This window comes from Pseudomonas sp. YQ_5 (genome assembly GCF_043103305.1).
Taxonomy (GTDB): domain Bacteria; phylum Pseudomonadota; class Gammaproteobacteria; order Pseudomonadales; family Pseudomonadaceae; genus Aquipseudomonas; species Aquipseudomonas putida_Y.
Map to the genome: position 1 here is coordinate 49,560 of NZ_JBICJS010000037.1, position 13,042 is coordinate 62,601.

The 13,042-nt window shown below is 60.8% G+C and carries 10 protein-coding genes; 1 reads left to right on the plus strand and 9 read right to left on the minus strand.

Going from position 1 to position 13,042, the window contains the following annotated elements; genetic code table 11:
• Positions 1-103 precede the first annotated feature (103 nt).
• Together ACF8EA_RS06535 and gbcB are read right to left on the minus strand one after the other, a co-directional pair.
• Positions 104-844 carry an RHS repeat-associated core domain-containing protein gene (locus tag ACF8EA_RS06535; protein ID WP_080671094.1) on the minus strand — a complete coding sequence of 247 codons (741 nt, stop codon included), beginning with the start codon at positions 842-844 and terminating at the stop codon, positions 104-106.
• A gap of 116 nt (positions 845-960) precedes the next feature.
• On the minus strand, positions 961-2,061 hold the full coding sequence (gbcB, locus tag ACF8EA_RS06540; protein WP_021782652.1) for a glycine-betaine demethylase subunit GbcB: 1,101 nt from the start codon (positions 2,059-2,061) through the stop codon (positions 961-963).
• 295 nt (positions 2,062-2,356) lie between these two features.
• Between gbcB and gbcA the strand changes: the two genes are divergently transcribed.
• Positions 2,357-3,649, plus strand: a complete 1,293-nt coding sequence (gene gbcA / locus ACF8EA_RS06545; protein WP_392521326.1) for a glycine-betaine demethylase subunit GbcA — start codon at positions 2,357-2,359, stop codon at positions 3,647-3,649.
• Positions 3,650-3,729: 80 nt separating this feature from the next.
• Here gbcA and ACF8EA_RS06550 read toward each other — a convergent pair whose 3' ends face one another.
• The 7 genes from ACF8EA_RS06550 to ACF8EA_RS06580 form a co-directional block, all read right to left on the minus strand.
• Positions 3,730-4,557, minus strand: coding sequence for an RHS repeat-associated core domain-containing protein (locus tag ACF8EA_RS06550; RefSeq protein ID WP_392521327.1), 828 nt, complete (start codon positions 4,555-4,557; stop codon positions 3,730-3,732).
• Between the two features lie 600 nt (positions 4,558-5,157).
• Positions 5,158-5,928, minus strand: coding sequence for an electron transfer flavoprotein subunit beta (locus tag ACF8EA_RS06555; RefSeq protein WP_003255694.1), 771 nt, complete (start codon positions 5,926-5,928; stop codon positions 5,158-5,160).
• A 10-nt stretch (positions 5,929-5,938) separates the two neighbouring features.
• Positions 5,939-7,171 carry an electron transfer flavoprotein subunit alpha/FixB family protein gene (locus ACF8EA_RS06560; RefSeq protein WP_021782650.1) on the minus strand — a complete coding sequence of 411 codons (1,233 nt, stop codon included), beginning with the start codon at positions 7,169-7,171 and terminating at the stop codon, positions 5,939-5,941.
• Positions 7,171-9,123 carry a dimethylglycine demethylation protein DgcB gene (gene dgcB, locus ACF8EA_RS06565; RefSeq protein WP_021782649.1) on the minus strand — a complete coding sequence of 651 codons (1,953 nt, stop codon included), beginning with the start codon at positions 9,121-9,123 and terminating at the stop codon, positions 7,171-7,173. Before dgcB ends, ACF8EA_RS06560 begins: the two co-directional genes overlap by 1 nt.
• 179 nt (positions 9,124-9,302) lie before the next feature.
• The gene (dgcA, locus tag ACF8EA_RS06570) at positions 9,303-11,363 is read right to left on the minus strand and encodes a dimethylglycine demethylation protein DgcA (RefSeq protein WP_323600710.1); all 2,061 of its coding nucleotides are present in this window, start codon (positions 11,361-11,363) and stop codon (positions 9,303-9,305) included.
• Between the two features lie 15 nt (positions 11,364-11,378).
• A complete protein-coding gene (locus ACF8EA_RS06575) occupies positions 11,379-11,909 on the minus strand; it encodes a DUF5943 domain-containing protein (RefSeq protein ID WP_021782648.1) in 531 nt (176 codons plus the stop codon).
• A gap of 76 nt (positions 11,910-11,985) precedes the next feature.
• Positions 11,986-12,963 (minus strand): dipeptidase, encoded by a 978-nt coding sequence (locus tag ACF8EA_RS06580; RefSeq protein ID WP_003255700.1) that lies wholly within the window; start codon positions 12,961-12,963, stop codon positions 11,986-11,988.
• Positions 12,964-13,042 lie beyond the last annotated feature (79 nt).

Consider the following 13,042-nt stretch of genomic DNA (forward strand, 5'->3'; position numbering starts at 1 on the left):
GAAAAGTGCGCCCTATCGCCATTAAATATCGGATTCATAAGGTGTCGAACCCGCAGATTGACAGGATAACCGGCACCTTGTTCCGACTTGAGTCAACCGCCGGTCAGGAAAAAGATAGCTGCCTCACAAACTTCGCCCGAGGTACGGGCATGGGGCGGGGGGGCATTGCTGAGGAACTGAAGCCGCTTTGCAGCCCCACCGGTCCGACCGACTTACTGGCTTGCGAGTCAATTTGAGGATTACCGGCAAATGGGCCAACAAACGGCGAAAATTCGGCACCAGCCAGATCCATCACATAAGGTCCTGAGGCAGGGATCAAATGATCAACATGCTTCTTCAGAGCCTTACCGACCGAAACGACTTTAACGCTGAACCTCACGACGCTGCCAACAGCAGCCAACTCTTTGGCACCGGGTACTCCGTAAGAGGCCATGGCGCCGCCGATGCCGGCCAACCATGTAGCGCCCTCGCCCAACGTCTTCAACCGATCGCGGCCAGAAAAAAATGCTTTGATTCGCGATCCAAACCATACAACTCGTTTAGCCAGCACCCAGAGGCTGGACGTTCCACTTGGATCATGCCTGTTGAGCGGGTCTCCCAGGCAGTAGGCATAAGCGTTGATGCCACCTTTGGAAAACGGGCTTAGTTGGTCTGCAGACAAAAATCGCCTCAAGGTTGGGCTATATGCTCTTCTGCCATTGCCAAGCAGATAATTGCCAGTGGGGGCGTCGCGCAGCTCTCCATTGAATGCGAGTAGAGAAGCATGATTGCCAAATTGCGCGCCGTAGGGATCGTATGGCGCTGAGCGGCACATACTCACGGCAAGCGAATTGCTTTGGTTCATACAATCATCCAGAGTGGTTTCAGGCAACCTTACTCGGCCACCAGGCACTCTGAAACTGGCAAAAGTGCCAGTCCTGCAATAGAACAGGGCTGCGCAAGCAGCCCCGATATCTCGAATCAGTAATCGATCCGCACATCCCCTTTCGGCACGCTGCAGCACGACAGGATGTAGCCCTCGGCTTCGTCCTCTTCGGTAATCCCGCCGTTGTGCTCCATCTCCACTTCACCACCCAGCTTGAGCACCTTGCAGGTGCCGCAGATGCCCATGCCGCAGGCTTTCGGGATCATCAGGCCAACCTTGGCTGCCGCCGCGTGCACGGTCTCGCCCGGGGCGATGCGGATGCTCTTCTCGCTGCCGATGAACTCCACCAGATTGAGGTCGGACGCATCCAGCTCCGGTGCATCGGCCGCCTGCTCGGCGTGCTCCACGGCATCGGCCTTGGCTTCCGCCGGCGTCGCGCCGAACGATTCCTCATGGTAATTCGCCATGTCGAAACCGACCGCTTCGAGCAGGCGCTTGACCGCTGTCATGTACGGCGTCGGGCCGCAGCAGAACACCACGCGCTCCATGTAGTCCGGCGCGATCAGCTCCATCAGCCGCTGGTTCAGGTAACCGCGGTACCCCGCCCACGGCTCGCCCAGGCCATGCTTTTCGCAAATGATGTGCAGGCTGAAGTTGGGGATGCGCGAAGCCATCTGCTCCAGCTCGCGGTGGTAGATGATGTCCTTCGGCGAACGGGCGCTGTGCACGAACACCATGTCGACATTGGCGTTGGTGTCGTAGAACCAGCGCGCCATGGACATCACCGGAGTAATGCCCACACCGCCCGACAGGTACAGCACCTTGCCCGACGGGAAGTCGATGGCATTGAACAGGCCCACAGGGCCGTGCACCGGCAGTTCGAGGCCTTCGTGCATGGTGTCGTGCAGGAAGTTGGAGACCAGGCCGCCCGGCACGCGCTTGACGGTGATCGAGAAGCTGTAGGGCACCGACGGCGAACTGGAGATGGTGTAGGACCGCATCACGGGCTTGCCTTCGATCTCCAGCTCCAGGGTGACGAACTGCCCCGGCTTGAAGAAGAACATGATCGGCTGGTCGGCCATGAAGCAGAAGGTGCGCACGTCCCAGGTCTCCTGGATGACCTTGACGCAGCGCACAATGTGGCGGCCGTTGGCCCAGGTCTGGGTAGTGACCGGATTGAGGAAGGTATCGGACATGTTCTTCTCCAGCGGCCGACTATGGCCCTTTTCATGGCTGCGATAATGCGCAAGCTGAAGACGACGTACATTCCTGCCTGCGACATCGACGTGCTTATCGCGACCAGCCCCGTGGCACAAGGGCTGGCGCGTCGTTATTCAAATCGGCCATGTCGCCCATGGATACGGTTCGCGGCGTCTTCGGACGCACACTCCACGGCAAAAGAACTCGCTGTTTTGTCTGAAACAGCCTTGCGGCACCACAACAACGATTAGCCACCTTTTGCCGGCCGCATACGGCCCCGAGGAATACACGATGGACGTCACCGCAACCCTGAGCCTGGGCGATCCACTTGAACCTGCACGCAAGGCCACCGCCGAGATGTTGCAGACCCGCGAGCGCACCTACTCGCTACCCCAGCCTTTCTACACCGACGAGCGTCTGTTCCAGATCGACATGCAGGAAATCTTCCATAAAGAATGGTTGATCGCCGGCATGACCTGCGAGATCCCGGCCAAGGGCAACTACATCACCCTGCAGATCGGCAAGAACCCGATCATTGTGGTGCGCGGTGCCGAAGGCAAGGTACATGCGTTCCACAACGTCTGCCGCCACCGCGGTTCGCGCCTGTGCGTCAGCGAGAAAGGCAAGGTGGCCAAACTGGTGTGCCCATATCACCAGTGGACTTACGAGCTGGACGGCCGCCTGCTGTTCGCCGGCACCGAGATGGGTGCTGACTTCGATATGAACCAGTATGGCCTCAAGCCGGTGAACGTGAAGGTTGCCGGGGGCTACATCTTCATCAGCCTGGCGGAAAACCCGCCTGCCATCGACGAGTTCCTGGCCACCCTGGACCATTACATGGAACCGTACGACATGGAGAACACCAAGGTGGCGGTGCAAACCACCTTGATGGAAAAGGCCAACTGGAAGCTGGTGCTGGAAAACAACCGCGAGTGCTACCACTGCAACGGTTCGCACCCGGAACTGCTGCAAACCCTGCTGGAGTGGGACGACACCAACGACCCGCGCGCCAGCCAGGAATTCAAGGACCACGTGGCCGCCTCCGCTGCAGCCTGGGAAGCCGAGAAGATCCCTTACCTGCACAAGAGCCACGGCCTGCGTAACCGTATCGTGCGCATGCCGCTGCTCAAGGGCACCGTGTCGATGACCATGGACGGCAAGCAGGCCTGCCAGAAGCTGATGGGTCGCATCAAGAACCCGGACCTTGGCTCGATGCGCATCCTGCACCTGCCGCACTCGTGGAACCACTGCATGGGCGACCACATGATCGTGTTCACCGTGTGGCCGATCAGCGCCCAGGAAACCATGGTCACCACCAAGTGGCTGGTGCACAAGGATGCCGTGGAAGGCGTGGACTACAACCCCGAGAACATGCGCAAGGTGTGGGACGCCACCAACGACCAGGACCGTCGTCTGGCCGAAGAGAACCAGCGTGGAATCAACTCCACCGCGTACCAGCCTGGCCCGTATTCGAAGACTTACGAGTTTGGTGTGGTGAACTTCATTGACTGGTACAGCGGGCGGATGCTGAACAACCTGGGAGCAGAGCCGGCGCCGTATCTGAAGGAAGTGCAGGCGCAGTAAATACGCAACTAGGCTTACAGCGCTCCGACTGATTTCAGGTCGGAGCGCATCAAGCCACCTACAGCCACTGAGGGCCAGTGCTAGACCTGAACCTCATAGGAAGGCGTTCTCCAGGAACTTATCCTGTTCGCAACTGCTGTCAACCCTCTACCCACGTTAGCGGCCATCTCGTCCATCATTGTGACGTCCATTAACGTCTCCAGTGCCACGCCAGGGATTTCACGCGGATATCTCCAAAGGTACCTGCCTACCTCACGGGCTGCTGCAAGGTTGCCAGTCAATCCACCGCTAAGGTTAGTCACTGAGTTCACCAGGCCCAATACATCCGTAGCCGTTTGCAAGGCTGGCGTCACACCAGAGGTCGCAGCGATCACTTGCCCAGCAAGACCTGCGCTCCCCGTTATGAAGAACTGCTGGTTGGATACCCTAGATAAGTGGGGTAACTCATTATGAACAACCGGGGTTTCCCTTCCTGAGTTAGTAATCCTGGCCTTGAAAGCAATCCGGCGCCCCACTACATTCTTGACGGTACGCACCACAGAACCGACCAAAGTGGCAGCACTGGACACCACACTGACGGACCTGAGCAAGATGCTCCAGGCCGCTCCGCTCGGGTCATGGCGATTCACGGGATCAGCGCCGCAATAGACGTAACTGTTGATCCCCCCCCTGGAAAATGGGCTTAGCCTGTCGTGCGTAATGAATCGCATCAGGTTTGGGCTATAGAAGCGATGGCCATTTCCCAATGGGTAATTGCCAGTCAAGGGGTCCTGATACTGCCCACAGAATGCAAGCCCTGGTACAGGCGCTGCGTTCATGATGCCGTAAGGCGAATAAACCCGCGGGCTGAAGGCTAACCCATGCAGAACTGATAGTTGCCGATCGGCGCTCAACAAGAATGTCGCCATGAGTGATCCACAAAACAGGGAGTTGTGAATACGGTAATGGCTGATTGAAATTTTGAGTACTAGCAAAAATGTCAGGCAGAACGCTGATCATTATTTGATCATATTGGCGGAGCCCTCATTCTCACTGGGCTGCAGCGGAGTTCATACACCTTGTCCACAGAGAGACCAACAGACTTTGTGAGCAAACGATGAAATGTGTGCAATAGGGTTGTGGATAAGCGATTCAATACCCTGTTTTTCAAGGAACAAGCAGGATTCAGACGAAATGATCATTTTTTGAACAAATCTATCAAAACCTTGAACGACGCAGCCTGCAGCCGTAACCGAACAGATTATCCACAGACCGGCTAACAGCGATTGTGGGCAAAATCAGGAAGATGCTGGCTTGCGCGCTTACGACGACTGGCACAGTCCCTGAACGGTTTTTGATCAAAACCCTGAAGAACCCGCCGCACAAGGCCTGTGGAAATGCACCAACACTTTATCCACACCTTGACGAACAGATTTGGTGAGCAACAGCGCTCGCTCGATGCTGAGTATTGAATGAGGGGAGCGCCCTTGCCGGGGCGCTCCCAAAAAGAGACCTCTAGCCCTCCTGCCTCAGCGCAGGACGCCCTCTTCCACCAGCAGCTTGAGGATGGCCTCAGCGCCTTCCTGCGGCGAAACGTCCTTCAGCACCTTGCCACCACCGCCGCTGGCCTTGGCGGTTGCCGCCTTCATGCGGTCGGCGCCACTCTTGGCCTTGATCACCTTCAAGCGCTTGGGCCGCGGACGGGCCGGTTGCAGCTCGGCTTCGGCCAACAGTTCATCTTCGACGATGGCCACATTACGCGCCGCCAATACCCCCCGGCGCGCAGGCCCAAAAGCGCTCTGGCGCGGTTTGGGCGCAGCGTTATCCACAGTCGCCAGCAACGGCAGGCGCACCTTCAGCCGACGCCGCTGACCACGGGGCAACGCCTGCAGGACCTGGGCGGTGCCGTTGTCGATCGATTCCACTTCGGCCAACCCGACAATCAGTGGCCAGCCGAGCTTTTCGGCCAGCAGGAACGGCAACATGCCCGAACCCTCGCCAGTCTCGGCCTGGCTGCCGGTCAACACCAGCTGGGCCCCGGCGTCGCGCAGATAATCGCCCAGCACGCCCAGCACATCGGCACCGGCCGGTTGCTCCAGCACGTCGAGGTGGTCCAGGCCCATGCCCAGGTAAGCGCGCAAGGCCTCTTCCTGTGGATCGCCCGCATGCACCACCTGCAAGTTATCCCCAGCCAGCTGCAGACCCAACTCCACGGCGCGGGCATCCTGCTCGGCGCGGCGGGCGCGGCCGGAGCTGGGGTGGGCACCAATGGAAACCAGGCTGATCACTTTCGTACTCATGCTCGTGCCCTTATGCCGCGTCGCGCTGGCCGCCGCTGCGGAAGTTTTCCACAGCCTCGATCAACGCCTTGAGAATCGCCGAGCTGTCGCCAATCACCGACAGGTCAGCCCGTTTGATCATGTCGCAGCCCGGATCCATGTTGATCGCCACCACCTTGTCGCAGGCACCGATACCCTGCAGGTGCTGGATCGCGCCCGAGATACCCACAGCCACGTAGACACGCGCGGTAACCCAGGTGCCGGTAGCCCCCACCTGGCGGTTGCGCGGCATGAAGCCATCGTCCACTGCCACCCGCGAGGCACCTTCGGTAGCGCCGAGGGCTGCGGTGGCCTTGTGGTACAGGTCCCAGTCCTTGACACCGTTGCCGCCCGAGACGATGAACTCGGCTTCGGCCATGGCAATGGTGGCCGGGTCGACGGCCACCGAGCCAAGGTCTTCGATGCGCGGCAGGCTGCGCACCACACTTGTGGACAACTCCACCGGCAGCGCTTCGTGACGAGTCTCGCTGACCGGCTCGGCGCACTCGGCTGCCGCCAGGATCAGGCGCGGCACGGCGCGTTGCAGGTCTTGCTGGCCGGCACCGGCGCGGCCGATGCACTGGCCGTCCTTGACCTGCCATACCCGCGTTGCCGGGCGCTCGCCCAGCGCTGCGCCCAGGCGCCGACCCAGTTCACCGCCACCGGTGCGGCTGTCGGGCAGCAACCAGTGGCGCGGCGTGAACTGGTTATCCACAGTCCGCAGGCCTTGCACCAGTTGCTCCGGTGCATAACCTTCAAAGGCCTCGCCTTCGATAACCAGCAGGCGATCGACACCGGCTGTGGAAAAGTTGCTTTCCTTGTGCTCGTTGAACACCACTGCCAGCACCGCCCCGTCGCTGCCGGCCAGGCTGTGGGCCAGGCCGAGCAGGTCGCGGTCGTGGCTGCTCAGGCGGCCACCAACCATGTCCGGCACGACGGCAATGTAGAACGCCGGCTCCGGCACCTGGTGCAGTGGCAACTTGACCTCGACCGCCGCCGTGCGTCGCCCGCCCGCACCGGTGCCCTGCTGGGCGCCGCTGCGGTCGATACGCTTGATGCCGGCCGGGCCGACAAAGCCCGCGGCAATCGCATGTGGGTTCTTGCGGATGATGCCGTTAGGCCCCATCCAGCTGGTCTGCTGCGTCTGCATCGCGGCATGCAGCGGGTGCAGACGGTTACGGGCGATCCACTCGGCGCGTGGATCGCGGCGGATAATGTCGCTCATCAGTGCACCTCCGCAGGTTCACGTTTAGCCGTTTGCGGCTTTGGGACAGTGGAGCCGTCCTCCTCGATCAGCACGTCGGCTACCAGTTCAGCCAAGTCCTTGATCTGCGGGCGCGGTTCGACCACGCCTTCAAGCATGGCAGTGCACTGCGGGCAACCCACAGCTACCAGCTCGGCCTCGGTTTCACGGATGTCGTCCATGCGCATATCGGGAATACGCTGCTTGCCAGGGATGTCAGTGATCGGCGCACCGCCACCACCACCGCAGCAACGGGAACGGAAGCCCGAGCGCTGCATCTCGCGCACTTCGATACCCAGCGCCTTGAGCACTTCGCGCGGGGCTTCGTACTCGCCGTTGTAGCGGCCCAGGTAGCACGGATCGTGGTAGGTGACGCTACCACCCTTGTGCTGGCCGAGATTGAGCTTCTTGGCCGCGATCAGTTCGGCGATGTAGGTACTGTGGTGCTGCACCTGGTAGTCACCGCCCAAGGCGCCGTATTCGTTCTTCAGCACATGGAAGCTGTGCGGATCGCAGGTGACGATGCGCTGGAACTTGTACTTGGCCAGGGTCTGGATGTTGCGCTTGGCCAGTTGCTGGAAGGTAGCCTCATCGCCCAGACGGCGCGCCACGTCGCCGCTGTCGCGCTCTTCCAGGCCGAGTACGGCGAAGTCCACGCCCGAGGCTTTCAACACTTTGACAAACGAACGCAAAGTGCGCTGGTTACGCATGTCGAAGGCACCATCGCCAACCCAGAACAACACTTCGGTCGCTTTGACTTCAGACAGCAGTTGCAGGTTAAGGTCGGCAGCCCAGTTCATGCGCCCGCCGGGGGCGAAGCCGCCAGGGTTGTCGGTAGCGATCAGGTTGTCCAGCACCTCGGCGCCCTTGTTCGGGGTGGCGCCCTTTTCCAGGGTGAGGTGGCGGCGCATGTCGACGATGGCATCGACGTGCTCGATCATCATCGGGCACTCCTCAACGCAGGCACGGCAGGTGGTGCAGGACCACAGCGTTTCGGCGTCGACCAGGCCATTGACGATCGGCTGATGCGGATTGCCGCCGTGTTCGCCGATCGGTTTGCCAGGGTACGGGCTACCGGCAAATTGCGCGTCCGTGCCACCGGCAAGGCCGATGACCATGTCCTGAATGAGTTTTTTCGGGTTCAGCGGCTGGCCAGCGGCAAAGGCCGGGCACATGGCTTCACATTTACCGCACTGCACGCAGGCATCGAAGCCCAGCAGCTGGTTCCAGGTGAAGTCCACCGGTTTTTCCACACCCAGGGGGGCGTTCGGGTCTTCCAGATCCAGCGGCTTTAGGCCGGTGGAGCGGCCGCCGCCGAAGCGATCGGCACGGCGGTGCCAGGCCAGGTGCAAGGCACCGGCGAAGGCGTGCTTCATCGGGCCGCCCCAGGTCATGCCAAAGAACAGCTCCGATACACCCCACAGCACGCCCAGGCCCAGAATGGCGACCATCACCCAGCCACCGGTGTTGGCCGGCAGGATACCGGCGACCGGCAGGGTGGCAATGAAGAAGCTCACGGCGAACGCCAGCAAACTCTTCGGCAGGCGCATCCACGGGCCCTTGGACAGGCGAGAAGGCGGGTTGAGGCGGCGTTTGAAGACAAAGATGGCGCCGGTGAACATGATCACCGTGGCTACCAGCAGTGCATAGCCGAGGATCTTGCTCTGCAGGCCAAAACCATGCACCAGAATCGCCAGGGCAGCGGACAGCACAAAGCCGCCCGCAGTGGCCACGTGGGTCTTGGACATGTATTTGTCGCGCTCAACCACGTGGTGCAGGTCCACCAGGTAGCGGCGCGGCATGGCCAGCAGGCCGCCGATCAGGTTGACCTTGGACGGCCGGCCACGGCGCCACATGCGCACCCGGCGCAAGGCACCGAGCACTGCCAGGCCAAGGGCAGCGAACAGCAGGATGGGTAGAAGGGTGTTCAACATGGGAGACTCCCCACAAACAGCTGGATTCTTGCGCCGACCAGAGGGCGAGACTGGCCCCATGTAGGAGCGGGTCCACCCGCGAATGCATCCGGTCAGGCAACAGTGTTGTCAGTGCTGACGCATTCGCGGGTGAACCCGCTCCTACAGGGGTCGCGCCCGATGGCGGCGACTGTTAACGATCAGAAGTCCTTGCAGAGGCGCAAGGCGTCGTAGATCGCCGCATGCACGTTGCGCTGGGCCACGCAGTCGCCGATGCGGTACAGCAGGTAGCCTTCGCCCGGCTGGCTGAGGATCGGCTGTGGCTTGATGGCGAACAGCGCCTCCACGTCGATCTGGCCCTTGTTGCGCGAACCTTCCTTGAGCGCGTAGTACAGCTCTTCGTCAGGGCGCACGCCGTTCTCAACCACTACCTGATCGACCACGCGCTCTTCCTTGGCGCCGGTGTATTCGTTCTCCAGTACCGCCACCAGCTTGTCGCCTTCGCGGTAGACCTTTTCCAGCATCATGTCGCCGGTCATGATCACTTCTTTGGGGTACATGCTGCGGTAGTAGGTGGGGAAGGTGGTACCCCCCATGGCCACGCCTGGCTTGATGTCGTCGGTGACGATCTCGACCTGGCTGCCTTTGTCGGCGATGAAGTCGGCGACCGACATACCGGTGAATTCGCAGATGGTGTCGTACACCAACACGTTCTTGCCCGGCGCTACCTTGCCATCGAGCACATCCCAGCTGCTGACCACCAGCCCTTCAGCGGCGCCCCAGTGCTCGTTCTGCTCCAGGAACGAGTGCCCACCTACCGCCAGCACGATGACGTCCGGGCGCAGGTCCTGAATGGCGGCCACATCAGCGGCAGTGCCCAGGCGCAAGTCGACTTTCAGGCGAGCCAGTTCAAGCTGGTACCAGCGGGTGATACCGGCAATCTGGTCACGCTGCGGGGCCTTGGCGGCGATGGTGATCTGCCCGCCGATCTGGTCCCTCTTCTCGAACAGGGTCACATCGTGGCCGCGTTCAGCAGCCACGCGGGCCGCTTCCATCCCGGCAGGGCCTGCGCCAACCACCACCACCTTGCGCTTGACGCCAGTGGTCTTCTCGATGATGTGCGGCACACCCATGTATTCACGGGAAGTTGCGGCGTTCTGGATGCACAGCACATCCAGGCCCTGGTACTGGCGGTCGATGCAGTAGTTGGCACCGACGCACTGTTTGATCTGGTCGATCTGGCCCATCTTGATCTTGGCGATCAGGTGCGGGTCTGCAATGTGTGCACGGGTCATGCCGACCATGTCCACGTAGCCGCCTTCAAGGATGCGCGTGGCCTGGTTCGGGTCTTTGATGTTCTGCGCGTGCAGCACCGGGACCTTGACCACTTCCTTGATACCGGCCGCCAGGTGCAGGAACGGCTCCGGCGGGTAGCTCATGTTGGGGATGACGTTGGCCAGGGTGTTGTGGGTATCGCAACCCGAGCCGACCACGCCGATGAAGTCGAGCATGCCGGTGGCGTCGTAGTAGGCGGCGATCTGCTTCATGTCCTCGTGGCTGAGGCCATCGGGGTGGAACTCGTCACCACAGATACGCATGCCCACGCAGAAGTCGTCACCCACTTCGGCGCGCACGGCTTTCAGTACTTCCAGGCCGAATTTCATGCGGCCTTCAAAGGTGCCGCCCCATTCGTCGGTACGCTTGTTGACCCGCGGGCTCCAGAACTGGTCGATCATGTGCTGGTGCACCGCCGACAATTCCACGCCGTCCAGGCCACCCTCTTTGGCGCGACGCGCAGCCTGCGCGTAGTTGCCGATTACCCGCCAGATCTCTTCCACCTCGATGGTTTTGCAGGTGGCGCGGTGCACAGGTTCGCGAATGCCCGACGGCGACATCAGCGTCGGCCAGTTGAAGCCGTCCCAACGCGAGCGACGGCCCATGTGGGTAATCTGGATCATGATCTTGGCGCCATGCTTGTGCATGGCGTCGGCAAGATTCTGGAAGTGCGGGATGATGCGGTCGGTCGACAAGTTGACCGATGCCCACCACTCCTGCGGGCTGTCGATGGCCACCACCGATGAGCCGCCACAGATGGCCAGGCCGATGCCGCCCTTGGCCTTCTCTTCGTAGTACTTCACATAGCGGTCGGTCGTCATGCCGCCGTCAGTGGCGTAGACCTCGGCGTGCGCGGTGCTGAGCACACGGTTGCGGATGGTCAGTTTGCCGATCTGAATCGGCTGGAACATTGCTTCGAATGCCATGACGCTATCTCCGGCTTACAACGGCTTTGTAATGAACAGGCCATCTTCGTGGCCTTCTTCCGACCCGCCATAGACCTGCTCGGCCACGGTGCGGATCTTGCTGCCGCGGGCAGCAAGAATCTGGTCCATCGCGCCAGCGAACCAGCCGGTGAACATGTAGTCGACCTTGCGGCCGCACTTGCCATAGACGTACACGAATGCCGAGTGCTTGAGCTTGACGCTGCAGGTACCTTTATCCAGGTCGATATCCTGGATCTCGAACAGGCCCCAGCCACGCTGGCTCAGACGCTTCATGTAGTGCTCGAACACCGCTACGCCTTCCAGGCCATGGCACTCGGCCTCTTTTTCACACCAGTGCCAAGCGGACTTGTAGCCAGCCTTGTAGAGGATTTCGGCATAGGCGTCGGCGCCCAGCACTTCCTCGATGCCCATATGGTTATTGACGAAGAAATGCCGAGGCACATACAGCATCGGCAAGGCGTCGCTGGTCCAGACACCGGTCTCGCTGTCGACTTCGATTGGCAATTGCGGGGCGATTTTGGCCATGGAAACTCAACTCCATAAAAATTTTTTGTGGGTGCCCCGGCGTTGCTGGCAGGGGCTATCAGGCTTGGAGAGCGGCTTACTCGCCCCAGACATCCTTGAGGACGTTTACCCAGTTCTCGCCCATGATCTTGCGTACCACACGCTCGGAGTGGCCGCGCTTGAGCAAGGTCTCGGTGAGGTTGGGGAATTCGCCGACAGTGCGAATGCCCAGTGGGTTGATGATCTTGCCGAAGTTGGTCAGACGGCGGGCGTAGCCCTTGTCATGGGTAAGGTATTCGAAGAAGTCCTGGCCGTGACCCTGGGTGAAGTCGGTACCGATACCGATGGCGTCTTCACCGACGATATTCATGGTGTACTCGATGGCTTCGGCGTAGTCATCGATGGTCGAGTCAATGCCTTTGGCCAGGAACGGCGCGAACATGGTGACGCCAACGAAACCGCCGTGATCGGCGATGAACTTCAGCTCTTCGTCCGACTTGTTGCGCGGGTGCTCTTTCAGGCCCGAGGGCAGGCAGTGCGAGTAGCACACCGGCTTTTTCGATTCGAGGATGACTTCTTCGGAAGTCTTGGAGCCGACGTGGGACAGGTCGCACATGATGCCGACACGGTTCATCTCGGCAACGATCTCGCGGCCGAAGCCGGACAGCCCGCCGTCACGCTCGTAGCAGCCGGTGCCAACCAGGTTCTGGGTGTTGTAGCACATCTGCACGATGCCCACGCCCAGCTGCTTGAACACGTCCACATAAGCGATCTGGTCCTCGAACGCATGGGCGTTCTGGAAGCCGAAGAGGATGCCGGTCTTGCCCAGCTCCTTGGCCTTGCGGATGTCGGCGGTGGTGCGCACCGGCATCACCAGGTCGCTGTTGTCGCGGATCAGTTTCTGGCTGGACGCGATGTTGTCGACGGTAGCCTTGAACCCTTCCCAGACCGACACCGTGCAGTTGGCCGCAGTGAGGCCGCCTTTGCGCATGTCTTCGAACAGCTCGCGGTTCCATTTGGCGATGATCAGGCCATCGATGACGATGCTGTCGGCGTGTAATTCGGCTGGGCTCATCAGGCTGTCCCCTTTTATAGAGTTGGGTCGCGCCAAACCTTCTGCCGGCGCTTTGAGGCCAGCATATGCCTGTGCCCCG